General features: G+C 59.0%; 16 protein-coding genes and 1 rRNA gene. 7 read left to right on the top strand and 10 right to left on the bottom strand.

All coding sequences use genetic code 11. From position 1 onward, the window contains the following. From AACQ95_RS15870 to AACQ95_RS15855, 4 genes are all read right to left on the bottom strand, one after another. Positions 1-114, bottom strand: a 16S ribosomal RNA gene (locus tag AACQ95_RS15870); the annotation flags it as partial. A gap of 552 nt (positions 115-666) precedes the next feature. Further along, positions 667-1,713, bottom strand: coding sequence for an NAD(P)H-dependent flavin oxidoreductase (locus AACQ95_RS15865; protein WP_241279013.1), 1,047 nt, complete (start codon positions 1,711-1,713; stop codon positions 667-669). Between the two features lie 2 nt (positions 1,714-1,715). Continuing rightward, a complete protein-coding gene (locus AACQ95_RS15860) occupies positions 1,716-2,000 on the bottom strand; it encodes a helix-hairpin-helix domain-containing protein (protein WP_241279012.1) in 285 nt (94 codons plus the stop codon). Between the two features lie 71 nt (positions 2,001-2,071). After that, positions 2,072-2,722, bottom strand: coding sequence for a ribonuclease T2 family protein (locus AACQ95_RS15855; RefSeq protein WP_241279011.1), 651 nt, complete (start codon positions 2,720-2,722; stop codon positions 2,072-2,074). 237 nt (positions 2,723-2,959) lie between these two features. On the opposite strand from AACQ95_RS15855, the gene AACQ95_RS15850 reads away from it, so the two are divergent. The 3 genes from AACQ95_RS15850 to AACQ95_RS15840 all read left to right on the top strand — a co-directional run bounded on the left by AACQ95_RS15850 (position 2,960) and on the right by AACQ95_RS15840 (position 4,392). Then, positions 2,960-3,520 carry a gamma carbonic anhydrase family protein gene (locus AACQ95_RS15850; protein ID WP_042869323.1) on the top strand — a complete coding sequence of 187 codons (561 nt, stop codon included), beginning with the start codon at positions 2,960-2,962 and terminating at the stop codon, positions 3,518-3,520. A gap of 146 nt (positions 3,521-3,666) precedes the next feature. Then, positions 3,667-3,960, top strand: coding sequence for a hypothetical protein (locus AACQ95_RS15845; protein WP_241279010.1), 294 nt, complete (start codon positions 3,667-3,669; stop codon positions 3,958-3,960). A gap of 201 nt (positions 3,961-4,161) precedes the next feature. Further along, complete coding sequence (locus tag AACQ95_RS15840; RefSeq protein WP_241279009.1) at positions 4,162-4,392, top strand: DUF6515 family protein; 231 nt, start codon at positions 4,162-4,164, stop codon at positions 4,390-4,392. A gap of 53 nt (positions 4,393-4,445) precedes the next feature. On the opposite strand, the gene AACQ95_RS15835 is transcribed toward AACQ95_RS15840, so the two are convergent. Then, a complete protein-coding gene (locus AACQ95_RS15835) occupies positions 4,446-5,354 on the bottom strand; it encodes an SAM hydrolase/SAM-dependent halogenase family protein (protein ID WP_098980735.1) in 909 nt (302 codons plus the stop codon). Between the two features lie 170 nt (positions 5,355-5,524). On the opposite strand from AACQ95_RS15835, the gene AACQ95_RS15830 reads away from it, so the two are divergent. Beyond that, the gene (locus AACQ95_RS15830; protein WP_103471561.1) at positions 5,525-5,980 is read left to right on the top strand and encodes a hypothetical protein; all 456 of its coding nucleotides are present in this window, start codon (positions 5,525-5,527) and stop codon (positions 5,978-5,980) included. A gap of 12 nt (positions 5,981-5,992) precedes the next feature. Here the strand turns inward: AACQ95_RS15830 and AACQ95_RS15825 are convergent, their stop codons facing one another. Then, positions 5,993-7,225, bottom strand: a complete 1,233-nt coding sequence (locus AACQ95_RS15825) for an MFS transporter (RefSeq protein WP_241279008.1) — start codon at positions 7,223-7,225, stop codon at positions 5,993-5,995. Positions 7,226-7,448: 223 nt separating this feature from the next. On the opposite strand from AACQ95_RS15825, the gene AACQ95_RS15820 reads away from it, so the two are divergent. Together AACQ95_RS15820 and AACQ95_RS15815 are read left to right on the top strand one after the other, a co-directional pair. Next, positions 7,449-8,318 (top strand): LysR family transcriptional regulator, encoded by an 870-nt coding sequence (locus tag AACQ95_RS15820; protein WP_043135524.1) that lies wholly within the window; start codon positions 7,449-7,451, stop codon positions 8,316-8,318. A gap of 167 nt (positions 8,319-8,485) precedes the next feature. Further along, the gene (locus AACQ95_RS15815; RefSeq protein ID WP_043135523.1) at positions 8,486-9,739 is read left to right on the top strand and encodes a DEAD/DEAH box helicase; all 1,254 of its coding nucleotides are present in this window, start codon (positions 8,486-8,488) and stop codon (positions 9,737-9,739) included. Positions 9,740-9,827: 88 nt separating this feature from the next. Here the strand turns inward: AACQ95_RS15815 and AACQ95_RS15810 are convergent, their stop codons facing one another. Together AACQ95_RS15810 and cphA are read right to left on the bottom strand one after the other, a co-directional pair. Further along, entirely contained in the window at positions 9,828-11,099 is a 1,272-nt protein-coding gene (locus AACQ95_RS15810; protein WP_043135521.1) for a membrane protein, read from the bottom strand. 224 nt (positions 11,100-11,323) lie between these two features. Beyond that, positions 11,324-12,088, bottom strand: a complete 765-nt coding sequence (cphA, locus tag AACQ95_RS15805; protein ID WP_080741077.1) for a CphA family subclass B2 metallo-beta-lactamase — start codon at positions 12,086-12,088, stop codon at positions 11,324-11,326. A gap of 1,066 nt (positions 12,089-13,154) precedes the next feature. Here cphA and AACQ95_RS15800 point away from each other — a divergent pair. Next, a complete protein-coding gene (locus AACQ95_RS15800; protein WP_080741076.1) occupies positions 13,155-14,744 on the top strand; it encodes a TIR domain-containing anti-phage reverse transcriptase in 1,590 nt (529 codons plus the stop codon). 159 nt (positions 14,745-14,903) lie between these two features. Here the strand turns inward: AACQ95_RS15800 and AACQ95_RS15795 are convergent, their stop codons facing one another. Together AACQ95_RS15795 and aguA are read right to left on the bottom strand one after the other, a co-directional pair. Further along, positions 14,904-16,607, bottom strand: a complete 1,704-nt coding sequence (locus tag AACQ95_RS15795) for an amidase (protein ID WP_241279007.1) — start codon at positions 16,605-16,607, stop codon at positions 14,904-14,906. Positions 16,608-16,874: 267 nt separating this feature from the next. Next, complete coding sequence (gene aguA / locus AACQ95_RS15790) at positions 16,875-17,972, bottom strand: agmatine deiminase (RefSeq protein WP_241279006.1); 1,098 nt, start codon at positions 17,970-17,972, stop codon at positions 16,875-16,877. Positions 17,973-18,050 lie beyond the last annotated feature (78 nt).

The raw sequence follows: 18,050 nt of genomic DNA, 5'->3' as shown, positions 1-18,050 counted from the left end.
CCGTCCGCCGCTCGCCGGCAAAAGTAGCAAGCTACTTTCCCGCTGCCGCTCGACTTGCATGTGTTAGGCCTGCCGCCAGCGTTCAATCTGAGCCATGATCAAACTCTTCAATTTAAGTTTGGTTTGCGTTCATTCGATACCGAGGTAACGAACTTCAGCGGCTCAATGAATTGCTGAAATAAACTGTTCGGCTTGTTATTGCTAACAAGTCGTTTTGGTCACTTCACCAGACATTGAAAATCAACAAAATTGTTTGATGTTCGATGCTGTGAGTGCCCACACAGATTGCTTGATTCAAATTGTTAAAGAGCGACGCAACAGTGTGTTGCTGCGGGAGTGGAATTCTACTCAACCGCCTTCTCGAGTCAAGCCTTATTTTCAAAGGCTTTTCGAGGCACCGACTGGCTTTACTGCGTTGCCGCTTGCCCTGTCGATGTGGCGCATTATAGAGAGATTGATCGAGTTGGCAAGGGCTGCAATGCAATAAAACTGCAAAAATCGGCACTTATTTAGTTATTCATAACCAACCACAGCTTTTGTACAAACTTATCCACAGAAACGCCGTAAAACGGCCCGTTTGGCCTCATTGAGTTACCCGCATAGCCTGTAGAAGAGCCACTCCTCGCATGGCGACCCTCCCGCTCATCTACCTATATAAAGAAGCGATCACATCAAGCCCGCTTCTTTCACCCATGCGGCGATCAGCTCGGCGGCTGGCAGGTCCATGCAGCCGGAGACATTCTGGCCCGCCCACAGTGGCGAGAAGCCACTCTCACCCACCTTTTCGGCTGCCGCACGCAATGGAGCCAACACGCTGCTGGCATGGGGGAAGTCAGGTGCCAGATCCGAGAGTGAGCCCAGCTCCCGCATCAACCGATTGACTATCCCCCTTGCCGGGCGGCCACTGAACACATTGGTCAGGGCCGTATGCTGGCTCTGGGCCGAATGAAGAGCCGCGCGATGCAGAGCAGAGGTGGTCGCCTCATGACAGCAAAGGAAGGCGGTTCCCATCTGCACCGCGCTGGCCCCCAACGCCAGGGCGGCCCGGATCCCCTTGCCATCGACTATGCCACCGGCGGCTATGACGGGCAGGTCCACAGCGGCCACTATCTGTGGCAGCAAGGTAAAGGTGCCTTGCTGCAAGGCGAGATCCTCATCGAGGAAGTGGCCGCGATGGCCGCCCGCCTCCAGCCCCTGAGCTATGATGGCATCGGCGCCATGACGGGCCAGCCACTGCGCTTCTGCGACCGTGGTCGCACTGGCAAAGACTTTTGCCCCAGTGGTTTTCACCTGGGCCAGCAGGCTCGGCTCGGGCAGGCCGAAATGGAAGCTGACCACGGCGGGGTTGAACTCGGCCAGGATGGAGGCATGCTCGGCGTTGAACGGGGCGCGACCGGGCACCGTCACAGTCGCCTCGGCATTCACCCCGAACTCGGCGTAGTAAGGTGCCAGGGTCTGCCACCAACCTGCGAGGGCGATCGGATCCGGCTCGGTTTGCCGATGGCAAAAGAAGTTGATGTTGAACGGTCCCAGACCGCAGGCGGCAAGTCGGCCAAGCTCGCTTCGCAGCCCGGTCGGGCTGAGCATGGCCGCCGGCAGGGAACCCAGACAACCGGCCCCCGTGACGGCCAACGCCAGCCCGCTGTCCTGCACACCCGCCATGGGGGCCTGAATGATGGGATAACGCATCCCCAGTTCGGCGAACAGGCTCATGGCTATGTTCCCTGCTCACAGTCCGAAACGGCGTCGACTGCAACCTGGCTGCGTGCCAACCCTATGGCACCATCGATGGCGCCACGGGCCTGCGGGCTGTTCTGCCAGCAGGTTGAGCCCAGCATGCTGGCCACCAGCTGGACTATGTGGCTAGTGTCCGCCCCGGCCAGCTCGCTCAGAGTGTGATAACCCAGTTGTTCGAGCCGGCCGATGACGGTGGGGCCCACCCCCTTCACCCCGAGCAGCAGGCTTCGCTCTCGCGCCGAGAACTGTTTCATGTCGGTCATTGCCAGACTCCTTTCCGATGGCGGTATGTGCACATCGGGCCCGCAAGGGGCCCGATGAAGATAAGGAGGGGTCAGCGCACGCTGCGCAGCAGGAAGTCCGGCTGACCGCAGGAGCGCAGTTCACGCTTTTGCATCTCGTCGGAGCAGGTGACGGCATCCGTCCCTTCCTTGTTGATGCAGATGTAGACTTCCCGCAGGAAGCGGCCCCCGTCGGCGCAGGCGACCGTGATGTTGTCTGGCGCCAGCCAGTCGTTGGCACTGGCCAGATCCGCCTTGAGCTGGAAACGGCTCTTGCGCAGGGGCTCGGCAGGCGACTGGTACGCGGCCGGGATCTTCACCTTCTGACGCAGGTCGCTGGCCAGCTGATGAAACTGCGGCTGGTCGAGGCCGGAGCAGGTGCCGTGCTTCTCCCACTCATGGCGATAGAGAAAACGGCTGGGATAGAGCCCGGCAAACTGCTGCTCCATGGCAGGATCCAGCCGCTCGCGGGAGCATCTGCTCGGGTAGCCGCGCTGGTACTGGGGCCAGAGGCCGTGCAGCACGAATCCCAGCTGGCGGGAACATTGGTCCCGATCGGCCGGCTTGACGGCGCAATGCTCCGGCGACCAGGAGAGCGCCAGGGCGTAATAGTCAAACTCGCCCGCCTCCCCCTTGGCCTGCACGGCAGAAGAGAACAAGGGGGAGAGCAGCAGGGTGCCGAGCAGCACAACAATCTTCTTCATCTTGGGTATCCAGCCTTATATCAAAAGAGTACCAGGCGGGCCACACGGCCCGTTCGGCAGAAATCATGCTCCCATAATTTGCGCGTCGGGAACACCCCGACAAGATGAACGCACGGCCCCAGGGGTCAGACCAGTCAGGGGTTCCCCCTCCCGGCCCACAGGCGTAAGCTGACCCACCGGCAGGCCAGTGGCCTCGCCTTTTTCCCCGTCCCGATTTCATCTTCAACAGGATGTAACATGATCCGCAAGAATCCTTCCGGCCACCTGCCGGTCATCGACGAATCAGCCTATATCGACAAGACTGCCATCATCTGTGGCAAGGTGATCATCAAGGAAAATGTGTTTGTCGGCCCCTATGCGGTGATCCGCGCCGACGAGGTGGATGCCAGTGGCGACATGGAGCCCATCATCATAGGCGCCAACTCCAACATTCAGGACGGGGTGGTGATCCACTCCAAGTCCGGCGCCGCCGTCACCATAGGCGAGTACACCTCCATCGCCCACCGCAGCATAGTGCACGGGCCCTGCGAAGTGGGGAACCGGGTCTTCATCGGCTTCAACAGCGTGCTGTTCAACTGCCACATAGGTGAAGGTTCGGTGGTGCGCCACAACTCTGTGGTGGATGGCTGCGATCTGCCGCCCGGTTTCTATGTGCCCTCCACCACTCGCATCAACCAGCAGAGCGATCTGGCCGAGATCCCCAGGGTCACAGTGGATGCCACCGAGTTCTCCGAGGACGTGGCCCACACCAACATAGATCTGGTCAAGGGTTACAAGGCGCTCTCCAACGAGTTTTGAGGCCGACCTCCTCCCATGACACACAACGGGCGCCCAGGCGCCCGTTGTCACAACTGTAAAGGGGATGAAAAGAGGGTGTAAAAGCGATTGAGCGCAGAGCCAGGCTGGCGTTTGATGGGCCATATTCACCCGGACGGAGCCATCCCATGTCATGCAAAGCCCTCCTGTTGCCCCTGCTGCTCTGCAGCCTGTCTGTGCACGCCAGCGATATGCCGCCCCCCATGCCAGGCCACCCCGGCGCTCAGATGCCGGTGCCCCCCTCGGTTCTCTATCAGGCCAGCAAGCAGAGCAAGGATCCCCGGGCCACGGCCCAGGAGCTGTTCAAGAACATCCCCGCCGCCGAGGCCAACAAAAGTTACGAGGTGATGGTCAGCGTGCGGGAGCTGCCACCCCAGCCAATCAGGCTCCAGTCCGCCACAGCCCCGCTCAAGGGCCAATAGGATGAACAGGGATAGCTCCTGGCCCTGGGCACTGGCGCTGCTCATCACCCTCCCCGCGAGCGCTGGCGGGGGTGGAGCTGGCGGCCCGCCGGGACGGGAGATGTCGCCTCCCGCGACCCGCCATGGCCACTATGCAGGCCCCTGGTCCGCCCCGCGCCGGGCCATCGCATCGATCTGTTGCCCGGCGGGGTGGAGACAGTCTTGCTGGCCGGGCTCACCTACTATGTGCTCGGCGACATCTATTACCAGCAGCAGGAGAGTCACTATGTGGTGGTCACGCCGCCAACCCAGGTGATCGAGGTGCAGACGGACACGAGCCTCACCCCGCTGGATCTGGATGGCCGTCGCTACTACGTCAGAGCAGGCCACTACTACCAGCGGGAGCTGGACGGGCGCTATATAGAAGTGCCTCCCCCCGCCGCCCTGCGGTAAGCAGCAACAAAACGGGCGCCGTGGCGCCCGCTGTGAGTGGTGTCAGCTGATGATCATGAGCACTTCTTCAGGCTGATGTGCCAGTTGGCACCGGACTGCACCTGATGTTTGGCGGCGAAGCTGTCCATGTTCAGCGCCACCGAGACCTGCAGCAGGCTGTTGAGGTAGACCAGCGGCTGGCCTTGTGGCACATCGCCGAAGCTGCTGACGTAGGGGGCCTTGCCCTCGTACTTGAGCACGTCCCCTTCGCTGATCTTGAGGCAGGCCTGATCCCCCTTGTTGACGCCCGCCTTGGTGAGCAGTGTCTCGTCTATGTTGGTCCAGACGTTGCCGTACTGCACATCCAGGATCGGGATTGTGCCCTTGACGGTGTCGTCTTGCTCGGCCACTGCCGGCTGATAAGGGATCTTCACCACCTCGGCCGGCAGCAGCGGGCCCACCTGCTCATAGCTGATGGCACCGGAGGCCAACCGGGCGCCGGTGTAGGCGTAAACGTCGCGGCCGTGGAAGGTGTAGGACTTCTCGGAGCCCTTGAGGCGATTGCGCTTCTCGTCGATCTGGCGCACCGCCTCGATGCCGAAGTGCTCGGCCACCAGGGTCAGGGTACCGTTATCCGGCGAGACTATGTAGTGACCGCTTCTGGTCTTGAGCACCACTGAGTGGCGCGCCGTGCCCACGCCCGGATCCACCACGCTGACAAAGACTGTGCCCTTGGGCCAGTAGTTGATGGTCTGATAGAGGCGGTAGGAGGCTTCCCAGATGTTGTAGGCCGGGATCTCGTGGGTCAGATCATAGAGCGGCAGGGTGCGATCCACCCCGAAGGCGACCCCCTTCATGGCCGACACGGCGCCATCCTTGAGACCAAAATCGGTCTGGATCACCAGGGCCTCATTGGCACAGGCGAGACTGCTGGTCAGCAGGAGGGCGAGCGCGAGAGCGCGGGGAGCGGTGCGAATATCCATATCAGAACTCCTGAAGCGTAGAGATGAAAATAGCCATTTAGACATCCAGAATGCCATCAATAACCAAGTTTGCAAGCCGTATCACCCGGATGGGGGAGCTGAAAGCCCTCGCCAGCGAGCATGGGCGGGTGTATGGATAGGTCTGGTCATCAACACGGCAAGGAGATCCCATGACAAGCAGTCACCCCGCCATCATGCTGAAGCTGGGGGAGCAGACCAGCAAGGTGCAGATCACCCAGGCAGACGGCATCACCATCACCTACAAGCTGGCATTTGGTCTCGAGGCCATGACACCGGCCCCGTTTCGCCAGGATCCGCCGAGTGCACTCGAACTGGAGCAAGCCATCATGGTGGTGGAGGATGTGCTGATGCCGCTCGCGGCCCGCATTCCGGCCCACGAGCTGGTGACGCTGCACAGCCCGCTCCCGCTGGCTGGCGAGCTCGGCAGCCATGAGCTGAGCCGGGAGAGCATAGAGCAGCTGTTCGGCCAGTTTGCCGCCATGGTGGAAGGGGATCCGCTGGCGGCGGCCCATCTGCCCAAGGGGCGACGCTTTGCCGCCGTGCTGCTGATCCTGCGGGAATGGATGCACCATCTGGACGCCAAACGCGTGTTGCTGGCGGATTGATGGGTAAGCTGGTCAAGTCGAAGCCCGCTCGAAGCGACTGCGCCATACCCCCCAGGCCAGCCCAAGGCTGATCAACACGCTGCCGACGGCGAGCAGATCCACCGCCGCCCGCAGGCCAACACTGTCACTCACCCAGCCCAGCAGCACAGGCACCCAGTTCGCCACATAGGCGATCACATAGAAGAGCGACACCAGCCGGGCGTGGCTGGCGCCGGGGGAGATGCGGTTGACCAGGGTCGCACTGCCGACAAACACGGCGCCCTGGGCATAACCGGCCACCAGCAGCCCAAGCCCCGCCAACCAGAGCGACTGGACGTGCACGGCGCCGGTAAACAGCAGCACGCAGAGTGCCAGCGCCAGGCAACCGCTCTGCAGGGTATGGCGGGCATCGAGGCGGCGGGCCCAGAGCTGGCACAGGCCGGAGAGCACCATATAAGCCGCGATCAGATAGCCGAACAGGCCGAGATCCCGCAGCCCCAGCAACTGGCTCACCACCTTGGGGCCGATTGCCAGCAGGCTGGCCGCCACCGCCCAGGCGGTAAACAGGGCCGCCGCGCAAAGAAAGAATGCAACGCCAGTGGCCTTGAGCCCCTCCCCCAGAGATCCCTTGCCCTGCCCGTGCGCCGCGGCCGGCGCCCCTTGCGCGCTGGCGGGCCAGCTCAGCACAACACCTGTCATGGCGCAGGCCGCCAGCCCCATGATGAGCAGAAAGGGCAGCTGAGTCGGATAGAAGTCCAGCTGCAACGCCAGCCCGCTGAATACCGGGCCGAGCGCCAGTCCGGCGGTGAAGGAGAGGGTCGCACTGAGGGCTGCCCGCTTGCCGCCGTCGCGGGGGCCGAAACGCAGCAACGCCACATTGGCGGCGCCGGTCAGGGCACCCGTGCCAATCCCGGCCAGCACCCTCGCCAGCAATAGCGACCAGAACGAATCGGCCAGGGAAAAGAGCAGGGCGCCCCCCGCGACCGCCAGCAGCGCCGGCAATATCATGGCGCGCAAGTCCGCCACCCGGCCCGCCAGATTGCCCACCCCGAACAGAGAGATGAGCACCCCGGCCGCGTAGCCGCCATAGATCAGGGTGAGGCTGACATCGCTCAGCGCCAGTGCCTGCTGGTAGTGGGGATAGAGGGGGGTGGGCACGCTGCTGTTGAGCAACGCCGACATCAGGGCCAGCGGAAGAAACAGCAAGATGGCGCCATGGGAAGCCTGCGCCTCGCAGGGCCGGGCGGTGGACAGGGATGATGACATGCACAACTCCGATGAACGCGAGGCCGAGCCCCGCTGACGAGAGTCGGCCATGATAGCGCCCGTCCATCCCTCCCGACAGCGGCACCAATGCATCATGCTGCTTCAATAATGCATGCCGATGACATCTATTTGCATGCCAACAAGGCCACGCTCGCCTTGTGATCCCGCCTGCGCTGGCTTCTAATGGGCTCGCCCCGAGGGGGCACTTTGAGTGGGAGGCTCGATGATCAACTGGGATGACGCACGTTTTTTTCTCGCATTGGCAAGACAGGGCACACTGCGTGGCGCGGCCGGGGTGCTGGGGGTCGATCAGGCCACCGTCGGGCGCCGCATCACGGCACTGGAGCAGAATCTGGGCTCCAAGCTCTTTATCCGTACCCCCAAACTCTATGATCTGAGCCCCCTAGGCGAGACCATGCTGGCGGATGCCAGCGCCATGGAACAGGCCATCAAGGCCATAGAGCGCAAGGCAAGCGCCGGGGATCAGAGCCTGTGCGGCGAGGTGCGCATCGCCACCACGGACACCCTGGCCCAGGCCTTCGTGCTGCCCGCCCTCACCCTGCTGCGCGAGCGCCACCCAGGTATCCGCCTCAGCCTGCAGACGGCGGTCAGCGTCAGCGACATCGCCTACCGGGAGGCCGATCTCGCCATCCGGGGGCTGCGTCCCGACAACGACGAGCTGGTGATCAAGCGGCTCACCACCATAGAGATGGGGCTCTACGCCTCTCGCGACTATCTGGCTCGCCACGGCACGCCCAAGAGCGGCCACGGCCTGAGTCAGCACGCCCTGCTGCTGTTTGCCAAGGAGCTGGTCTCCCGCCACTGGCACAGCCTGTGCGGGGAGCCGCTGCACGAACCGAACGTGGTGCTGCAGTGCAATGCCCAGCTGCTGTTGCTGGCGGCGGCCCGCCAGGGGCTGGGAATAGCCCTGCTCTCCACCTTTCTGGCAGACAAAGAAACTGAGCTGGTGCGCGTGCTGCCCGCCCTCAGCGATCCGGTCGACATCTGGCTGGTGCTCCACCCCGACCTGCAGAAAGCCAGCCGGGTACGCGCCGTGGTGGATGCACTGGAAGAGGTGTTTCACTGCCGCTGACCGCCACAGGGCGCTGCTCCCGAGCCCGACCAGCAGAGCGAAGCGCGGGATAGAGGCCCACTCCCCTCGCCCGCCTTCTGCCCATGCCCCCGCTTCTGTTACCATGCCGGCCACTACGATTGTTTCTGTCGTGGCCCTGGCCGCGATAACCCCACACTGGTGCCCCTATGTCCATTGCCTCCTTTGCCGAACTGGCCCTCTCCCCCCGTCTGCAGCAGACCCTGACCGAACTCGGCTATGCCGCGCCCACCCCGATCCAGGCCAGCGCCATCCCCGTCATTCTGGCGGGTCGGGATCTGATGGCAGGCGCCCAGACAGGCACAGGCAAGACAGCCGCCTTCGTGCTGCCGCTGCTGGAGCAACTGATGCAAACACCGACAGGTGATGCATCCCGCCCGATCCGCGCCCTGGTGCTGGTGCCGACCCGCGAGCTGGCGGTACAGGTACACGAGAGCGTCGCGCGCTACGGGCAAGGTACGGGTCTCACCAGCACCCTGGTCTACGGCGGGGTCAGCATAGCCGCGCAGGTGGAGGCACTGAAAGCCGGGGTGGATCTGCTGATCGCCACCCCGGGCCGACTGCTCGACCATCTGCGCCAGGGGGCCTTGAGCCTTGAACACCTCAGCCATCTGGTGTTTGACGAGGCGGATCGCATGCTCGACATGGGCTTTATGGACGAGATCAAGGCGCTGCTCAAACAGATACCGACGGATCGCCAGACCCTGCTCTTCTCCGCCACCTGCGATGACAACCTGTTTGCCTTGAGCCGTGTGCTGCTGCGCGACCCCGAACTGATCGAGGTGGCACCGCGCAACACCACTGCGGCCGAGGTGGAGCAGCGGGTCTATGCGGTGGATGGCGAGCGCAAGCTGGCGTTGCTGGAGCACCTGATCAAGGTGAAGGGCTGGGCGCCTGTGCTTATCTTCAGCCGCACCCGGCAGGGGGCCGACAAGCTGGCCCAGCAGCTCGGCAAGGCCGGCATCAATGCGCTGGCCTTCCACGGCGATCTGTCGCAAGGGGCGCGGGAGAAGGTGCTGCTGGAGTTTCGTGCCGGCACCCTGCAGGCGCTGGTCGCCACCGACGTGGCCGCCCGCGGCCTCGATATCAGCGATCTCAACTACGTGATCAACCTCGAGTTCCCCTTTGTCGCAGAGGATTACGTCCACCGCATCGGTCGCACCGGCCGCGCGGGCAACAAGGGGCTCGCCATCACCCTGTTCAGCCCGGAAGATGCGCCTCTGCTGGAAAAGGTGGAAGCCGTGCTCGACACCCGCTTGCCCCAGCAATGGTTCCCGGGCTTTGAGCCCGACCTCACCCGCTTCGAACCCGAACCGCGCCGCAACGGCAAGGCGGCCCAGAAGCAGCGAGCCAGAAAACAGGCCCTCGGCGGTAACAACAAGAGCGGCAAGGGCAAGCGTTAAGCCGCCTCAACGCCGCCAACAAAAAACGCCCGCATGGGCGTTTTTTGTTATCCGACAGGGGCCAGCGCCACGCTTGGTGACTTAACACCTAGCGGGTCGCCAGCACCAGTGGCAGGGATTTCAGGATCCTGTGCTCCGCCAGGGTGGATAGGATAAACATCACCATATAGCCCAGCCCCAGCGCCACTATAATGGCCACCACGTTGCTGGTGAACTCGGCCACCAGATAGTAGGCCGCCACCAGCGCCACTATGCCGACCAGGCGGATCAGCAGGCTCTGGGTGAAATGGCCGTGGGCCTTGATATAGGCGAGCTGGTAGCCGTTGAGCATCATGAAGATGAAGAAGATGGAGAAGTGGAACAACACGGGCACGGCCCCCACATAGTCGACGGGGAACAACAGCAACACCAGCGGCTTGCCCGCCAGCAGCATCAGCACAAAGAACACCAGGCTGACGATGGCCGAGAGGCGGAAGATCCAGCGGCGGATCATCCTGATCTGCCGGTGATCGCTGTTGCGCAGATTGACCGCCAGCTCGGGCAGCACGAAGCGGTAGATGGGGAAGACAAACAGCAGCGTCATATAGGTGAAGATGGGTCGCACCACCACCTGGAAATCCCCCAGCTCGTCGATGCTGAAGTGGCGTATGGTGAGCAGTACCGTGATGTAGATCATCAGGATACTGGCCCCTGCCTCCAGCGAGGCGGTAAAGCTCTTCTTCACATAGCTGCGCATCTCGGGGCCGAGCTCGACTTTGGCCAGCGGCCGGGTAGCGATGGCCCTGCGCCGATAGCGATACATATAACCGGCGATGACCAGCGAAGAGGAGGTCAGCCCGTAGAAGAGCGACGAGAGCGCATCCATCCCCAGCCCGAAGTAGCAGGCCATAAACAGCAGGGCATTGGCGAGCGGCTCCAGCCAGGTGACCCTGTTGGAGATATCGTACATGCGGTACATGGCCACCAGATTGGTGAAATAGACCTTGAGCCCCAGCCCGAAGATGACCCCCACCAGTTGCAGGTACTCCACCCGGATATGGAGCCCGTGCTTGATATAGGGGATCACCAGCCCCCAGGTGAGCAGCACCATGCCTGCCAGGAAGTAGCGGAAGATATTGATGATGTCTCTGTCGTTTTTGGTCTGGGAGTAGCTCACCACCATGGAGGAGCGAAAGCCGGTCATCAGGATCAGCGACAAAGAGATCAAATCCACCACGCTGTTGAACAGCGCCAGATCCCCCTTGGCCACCCACTGCGCCAGCCACACCTTGAAGGCGAAGCCGATGATGATGCTGGCAAGCGACGCCCACATGCCGGTGATAAAGGCCTGCTTCAGCCGCTCGAGGGATTTATATTGCATATCAATTGCTTGTTAATGGCTGGCCAGAGAGGAATCCATCTTATGAAAGCGCACCCGGCTTGAACAGCCTTAATGCCGGGGGCCGGCTGCCGATCGGCAAGACTCGGAGATCGGCCACAGGAAATCCGGTGCGCTGAAAACAGGAAAACGCCCGTTCGGGCGTTTTCTCTGGCCAGCACCTTTCAAGGGGGCGACACCTCTTGTTACCCCTGCGGCCTGGTTCTCTATACCTGCGGCGCGGCCTTGATCAGCGTCTCGTAGTGATCAATCAGCTCGGGGCCGTGCAGCGGCGAGTCATGGCCGCCTACCACAATCTTGATCGGCAGCTTCATCGCCTTGAGCCGCGCCAGCGTCTGCGGATAGGCCTTCACATCGGCAAAGCTCAGGTTGCCCAGCTTCTCCTTGAGGATGCAGTTGCCATAGAGCACCTGCTCCTCAGGGAAGTAGACAAAGATGCCATCCGGGGTGTGGGCCGGGCCCGCGTAGAAGGCGCGCACCTTACCCTCTTGCAGGGTGAAGTCGCCATCGTGCACTTCGTTTGGCAGCACCAGTGGCAAGTCCGGGTACTCAGGCAGCCCCTTGCGGGTAAAGGCGACAATTTCGGCCCAGTCGCTCTTCATCAGATCCCGGGTCTGGCGGGTCGATACCACCCTGGCGCCGATGGACTTCCAGTAGGCGTTACCCCCCGCCCTGTCGGTGTGATAGTTGGTGTTGATCACCTCCAGCACGGGCTTGCTGCTGACCCGCTTGATCAGCTTGTGCAGCTCGCGGGCGGTATCCGGCGTCCAGGTCGCCCCCACTACCGTCACCCCCTTGGCCCCGAAATAGACCATGGAGTTCTCTTTGACGTAGTAGTTGTCCTCCACCACATAGACGGGGCCGCTCACCTGAGTGAGGGAGATAGCCGCCGCATGCACGCTGCCGCCCCAGAAACTCGCCATCAACACCAGGGCCCCGGCCAGCCCGCACTTTATCCAACCTTTCATCATCTTGCTCCCTCGATACGACCGGCCCCTCGCCACCCCTGTGGCAAGCCGGGCCTTTTTAGCAGTGGGCAGAAAATACGGGGGATTTGTGAAGGGAAAATGGGGTTCTGTGAAGAGAAGGTGAAGTCTGGGGAAGTCCGGAAAAATCGGCTGCAACCTCCTGTTCGCGAACGTCCGAATACGCTTCGCTATTCGAACCTACAACACAGATAGCGACCCCTCACCCTAACCCTCTCCCGAGGGAGAGGGGATGGTTCATGCCAATTCCAAGCCACTCATATTCACCCGCACCACAGAGCCAACACACAATCAGCAGAGCGAATTTGCTCCCTTCTCCCCTTGCGGGAGAAGGGTTGGGGATGAGGGGGAGGTAACACAATAAACCCAATGATGTAGGGACGATTAGCGCAGCGTAATCGTCCGTTTACCGCCACACATCGAGTCATGGCAAGACTGGCAGGAAACTCTGGGTACCTGCGGTTTCTCGGCGACCTATTTTTCACAATCGTCCGAATACGCGGTGCTTTTCGAAGCTGTAACCATAGGGGTGTAGCGACAAAAAATTGCGGAAATTTTCAAAAAATAAAGCAAGAAGCCGACACAATGTACGTGGAATAATCCTCCTCTTGCAGCTAACCCATGAAATATGTGATCTCTCTCAGAGTTAAGAGCGAGATAACTCAACAACTATAACTAGTTCATGTAAGATGAAAGAATTGACTTGCAATACCAACTTCCATCCCTAATCAAGGTTTTTATTTTATAGCAATCTAGGTTCTTACATTTCAGAAGATCTCTTAGGAAGTCTATAGTTAGTAATTGATTTAAATTTCAGAGCATTTTAACTTCATATAAAAACAACAGAAAAGCATCTTTACAGCATTCTTATGTAAGAGCATAATAATTACGGTTTCAGCCCTAAATGTCTGAAGTTGTTACTGCTTTGGACTTGGAATACCGGGTAACACATGCCCACGGTTCATCTTTATCGGATTGCCTCGATTCATTCGATTCGCCGCGTGGTGGCGTAAGGTGATTGGGCTGAAACCACTTAAACCGAGATGCTGCAATGAAAATTTCTTCAATACTCCTTTCTACAAACCTATTTGAGCCATCTAGACTTCCATCTAAAAATGGTGTCAGATGGCAAAACCCTAAGCTATCTCCATTTTTGACAAGAGATATGGAAGAAGCCAAAGACCTCTTGGTGGGCTTGAGGACTGATAATGATGTAGCAAATTTATTGGAGATTCCTGTTGGTCAGCTTCTTTATATTCTTTACTCACAAGATAAAAATTACAAAACATTTGTTATTAAAAAGAAGTCCGGAAAGAATAGGACTATTGACAGCCCAAGTAAATCAGTAAAAATCCTTCAAGAAAAGGTCAAACCACTAATAGAGGCTCATTATCGAATTAAAAAGCCTGTTCATGGCTTTGTAGGTGGAGGAAAAGGGATAGTCTCAAATGCAGAGCAACATAAAAAGAAAAACTATGTATTAAATATAGATTTACAAGATTTTTTTCACTCTATTAATTTTGGCAGAGTACAAGGCATATTTAAAAACACTCCATTTAATATGGCGACACCAGCGGCATCAGTATTAGCTCAGTTATGTACATATAATGGTAAATTACCTCAAGGCGCCTGTACATCCCCTGTCATTTCTAATTTAGCATCGACATCATTAGATAAAAGATTAGTCAATATTGCCAAAAAATTCCATCTAACATATACAAGATATGCCGATGACTTAACATTTTCAAGCAATAAACCACTATCTAGTATTTTGGTTGAAAAAGTTCTTGAAGAAGATGGACAATATAAATATAAGGCAGGTCGTGTTATTGAACAGGCTATTATCGAATCTGGATTTAGTATAAATCATAATAAAACTCGCTTGCAGCACAAATCTCAGAGACAAGAGGTAACCGGTTTAGTTGTAAATGAAGGGGTTAATGTTGATCGAAGATTCATTAGAAAAACTAGAGCAATGATCAACGAGTGGAAGAAAAATTTACTTGAAGCAGAAATTCGCTTTATAAAGGCTCGATATAATGTAAGTGACTCTGAAATGAAAAATATAAAACTCGACGGAAGCACCTATAAAAGAGCGGTTTATGGGAATTTGAGTTTTATAAAAATGATTAAGGGTGAAGAACACTCTCCTTATCTAACACTATGTAAACAAGTTCTAGAGTTAGACAATAACCCTCCAGATTTTGTTAGAAAACTAAAGGGAGTATTTGATATGTATGACATCTTCATCTGTCACGCTAGTGAAGACAAAGATAAAGTCGCCATTCCACTGTATACAGAATTAAAAAAGCGCAATATAAATGTTTTTATTGACTGCTTTGCTATTAACTGGGGTGACTCCCTTGTTTCTAAAATAAATACTGCCTTAAAAAAATCTAAGTTTGTAATAGCAGTGATATCTGATATCTCTGTAAAAAAATCTTGGCCAATGAAGGAGTTAAATGCTGTTCTTTCCTCTGAAATTGGGGCCGAAGACACTAAACTACTACCACTTATGGTTGGTGATGGTGAGGCATTACTTAAAGAGTTACCATTGTTAGCAGACAAGTTATTTGTAGCTTTCGATGATAACATCGAAGAAATTGCAGACAAGGTCGAAAAGCTACTAATCAAGATATAAACTAGATGTGATTTTCACAAGTAAAGAAAAATATACAAAATCATAATTCTTCTATGGTTATCAACCTATTTATAAACCATAAAGTCATATTCCTTCGGCACGAAAAAAACCACCTATTATACAGGTGGTTTTTTTCGCTATTTTAATCTCCAACCGCAATCAAACCAGCGGCGGCGTGCGTGGCGGCACCATCCGCTTGCTGCCGGTGGACTCGAAGGCCGAGGCAAAGCGCAGCAGCTTGTTGTCGTCATAGGCGCGACCGGCGAAGGTCAGCCCCACCGGCATACCGATATCGGCCATCACCCCCATGGGGACTGTGACGGTCGGCACGCCGAGATGGCGAATGGCGAGGTTGCCGTTGGCGACCCAGATGCCGTTGCTCCAGGCGATATCGGCGGAGGCCGGATTCACGTCCGCATCAGCCGGGGCCACGTCGGCGACAGTCGGGAACAGCACGGCGTCGAGCTTGAGCTCGTCCATCCAGTCCTCCAGATCCAGCTTGCGGGTCTGCTCCAAACCGCACAGGCCGTCCGGCACAGAGGCAATCTCGTCAAAGCGCTTGAGGCCGCGCTTGGCCATCTTGACGTACTCGTCCATGCCGGCAGCCAGATCGCCCTCGCGGTTCGGCAGGGTGCCCGGATCGTGGGGGAAGATCTTGGGGCCATCCACGTCCTCAAGCTTATTAAGCTTGGGATCGCCGTTGGCACGCAGGAAGTCGTCGAACGCCCAGCCGGAGAGCTCCCACAGCTCGTCATTGAGGAACTCGGGGGTGACTATGCCGCGATTGAACACGGTCGGCGCGCCGGGTCTGTCCCCTTCGCAGTTGGAAACCAGCGGGAAGTCTACTTCGATAACTTCGGCGCCTGCGGCTTCCAGCGCCTTGCGTGCATCTTCCCACAGGGCGATCACGGTCGGACGGGTATGGATGCGCTGACCGGTCGGGCCGCCGATACCGGGGTTTTCGCTGGTGCCGGCCAGTTCATCCTTGTTGATAAACATGCGCGGCACGCCGAGGCGCTTGCCCTTGAGGGCATCGGACTTTGCGGCCAGCTCAAGATAGGAGGCCGGGCGCACCTCGGAAGCCTTGGGGATCTTGACCCAGGGCTGCAGGCGCCAGAGATCGCCACGGGTCTCGCTATCGTCAGCCACCACTACATCCAGCACTTCCAGCAGATCTGCCATGGTCCGGGCGTAGGGCACCACCACATCCATGGTCGGGGTCAGCGGCCAGTTGCCGCGCACCGAGATGACGCCACGGGACGGGGTGTAGGCACACAGGCCGTTGTTGGAGGCGGGGCCACGGCCGCTCGACCAGGTCTCTTCCGCCAGACCAAAAGCGGAGAAGCTGGCGGCGGTGGCGGTGCCGGCACCGTTGGAGGAGCCGGAGGCAAACGGCGCAGTCAGGTAGTCGGCGTTGTAGGGGCTCTCGGCGCGGCCATAGACGCCGCGCTGCATGCCACCATTGGCCATCGGCGGCATATTGGTTTTGCCAAGGCAGATGGCACCGGCGGCGCGCAGCCGCTCGACGGTAAAGGCATCGCGCTGGGCCACCAGATCCTTGAAGGCCGGGCTGCCGGAGGCGGCTGTCAGCCCCTTGACCAGATAGCTGTCTTTGGCGGTGTAGGGGATGCCGTCCAGCGGGCTCAGGGTCTCGCCACGGGCACGGCGGGCATCGGAAGCTTCAGCTTCTTTCAGTGCATCGGGGTTGGCGACCACCAGGGCATTGAGGCGGGTTTGTGTCTCGGGGCCATTGTAGGCGGCGATACGGGCCAGATAGGCCTTGACCAGTTCGACCGCCGTAGTGCGGCCTGCTTCGAGCGCACCGCGCAGCTCGGCAATGGAAACCTCTGTCACTTCGATCATGGGGATCTCCTGTAAAGGGTGACGGTTTGTGATGATGGTCGCCGCATCAGCGCCTGCGACCATCACATCATCAAGAGATAAAACCCCACCAGCGTGGGGTTTTGAATACCAACCTCGGCTGGCTTGGAACCGGTTTACGACCCGTCGCGAGAGGCCGTCAGCAAGGTGAAGAGCAGCGCAGGAACCGGAGTGTATGTGAATACATGAGGATTCCGAGCAGCACATAAGCCTTGATCACGGCCTCGCAGCAGGATCGTCATCCGGTTCTTACTTGCCGGAGGGGATCTGCTGGGTAATGCAGTGGATATTGCCACCGCCCAGCAGGATCTCGCGTGCCGGTACGCCGACCACTGTGTGATCCGGGAAGATCTCTTCCAGAATGCGCTGGGCTTCACCGTCGGTGGCGGCATCCAGCAGCGGGTAGACGATGCGATCGTTGGTGATGAGGAAGTTCACGTAGGAGCCGGCCAGACGACCTTCGGCCTCGCGCGGCACACCGGTACCGCTCTCGACACCGGCGGACTCCTCCTCGGTGCAGAACAGCGGGCCCGGCTGGGGCAGCTTCCACACTTTCAGCTTGCGACCCTTGGCGTCCACCGCCGCTTCCAGCACCTTGAGGGCGGCCAGGGAGCGGGTGTACTGGGGATCGTTTTGATCGTCGGTCCAGTGCAGGGCCACTTCACCCGGACGCACGAAGCAGCAGATGTTGTCGATGTGGCCGTCGGTCTCGTCCATATAGACGCCCTCGCCCAGCCAGATAAAGCTCTTCACGCCCAGATAGTCACGCAGATAAGCTTCGATCTGCTCCTTGGTCAGGTGCGGGTTGCGGTTTTCGTTGAGCAGGCACTCGGCTGTGGTCATGCAGGTGCCTTCGCCATCGACGTGGATGGAGCCCCCTTCCAGAATGAGCGGCGCAGCGTAACGATCCATGCCGTGCTGGGCCAGCATCTGGGCCGCCACTTTTTCATCCTGATCCCAGGGGTAGTAGAGACCGCCCTTGTGGCCGCCCCAGGCATTGAAGCCCCAGTCCACCCCACGGCACTCGCCTGCGGCGTTGGTGACCACGGTCGGGCCTGTGTCGCGTGCCCAGCAGTCATCGCTGGCCATTTCTACCAGGGTAACGTGGGCGGGCATGATGGCGCGGGCCTGCTCCATAAACTCGGCTGGCACCCCCATAAAGACCGGAGTAGCGCCACCGATGGCATCGGCCACCTTGGCAAAAGTCTGTTGAGCGAAACGACCGGCCTCACGCCAGTTGTCCGGACGGAACGGCCAGATCATCCAGACGGCCTGCTGATGCGCCCACTCGGCGGGCATGGTGAAGCCGTCGGCGACTGGGGTGGAGTTGATCGTCTTGATGCTCATCGCAATATCCTTGCGGGCCTGTGATGGCGATGCACGCCTCACGGGGCCGGTAATGGGGGAAACGGGCGGGCCCCCGCC

The organism is Aeromonas sp. MR19, assembly GCF_963899305.1.
Taxonomy (GTDB): Bacteria; Pseudomonadota; Gammaproteobacteria; order Enterobacterales; family Aeromonadaceae; genus Aeromonas; species Aeromonas bestiarum.
The sequence above is the reverse complement of the archived record's forward strand: the minus strand, read 5'-3'. Positions and strand labels throughout refer to the sequence as shown.

Coding starts and splice junctions, on each gene's coding strand:
- AACQ95_RS15855 (WP_241279011.1), bottom strand. CDS start 2,722: ATGAAGAAGATTGTTGTGCTGCTCGGCACCCTGCTGCTCTCCCCCTTG.
- AACQ95_RS15830 (WP_103471561.1), top strand. CDS start 5,525: ATGACAAGCAGTCACCCCGCCATCATGCTGAAGCTGGGGGAGCAGACC.
- AACQ95_RS15845 (WP_241279010.1), top strand. CDS start 3,667: ATGTCATGCAAAGCCCTCCTGTTGCCCCTGCTGCTCTGCAGCCTGTCT.
- cphA (WP_080741077.1), bottom strand. CDS start 12,088: ATGATGAAAGGTTGGATAAAGTGCGGGCTGGCCGGGGCCCTGGTGTTG.
- AACQ95_RS15860 (WP_241279012.1), bottom strand. CDS start 2,000: ATGACCGACATGAAACAGTTCTCGGCGCGAGAGCGAAGCCTGCTGCTC.
- AACQ95_RS15865 (WP_241279013.1), bottom strand. CDS start 1,713: ATGAGCCTGTTCGCCGAACTGGGGATGCGTTATCCCATCATTCAGGCC.
- aguA (WP_241279006.1), bottom strand. CDS start 17,972: ATGAGCATCAAGACGATCAACTCCACCCCAGTCGCCGACGGCTTCACC.
- AACQ95_RS15815 (WP_043135523.1), top strand. CDS start 8,486: ATGTCCATTGCCTCCTTTGCCGAACTGGCCCTCTCCCCCCGTCTGCAG.
- AACQ95_RS15820 (WP_043135524.1), top strand. CDS start 7,449: ATGATCAACTGGGATGACGCACGTTTTTTTCTCGCATTGGCAAGACAG.
- AACQ95_RS15850 (WP_042869323.1), top strand. CDS start 2,960: ATGATCCGCAAGAATCCTTCCGGCCACCTGCCGGTCATCGACGAATCA.
- AACQ95_RS15800 (WP_080741076.1), top strand. CDS start 13,155: ATGAAAATTTCTTCAATACTCCTTTCTACAAACCTATTTGAGCCATCT.
- AACQ95_RS15795 (WP_241279007.1), bottom strand. CDS start 16,607: ATGATCGAAGTGACAGAGGTTTCCATTGCCGAGCTGCGCGGTGCGCTC.
- AACQ95_RS15825 (WP_241279008.1), bottom strand. CDS start 7,225: ATGTCATCATCCCTGTCCACCGCCCGGCCCTGCGAGGCGCAGGCTTCC.
- AACQ95_RS15835 (WP_098980735.1), bottom strand. CDS start 5,354: ATGGATATTCGCACCGCTCCCCGCGCTCTCGCGCTCGCCCTCCTGCTG.
- AACQ95_RS15810 (WP_043135521.1), bottom strand. CDS start 11,099: ATGCAATATAAATCCCTCGAGCGGCTGAAGCAGGCCTTTATCACCGGC.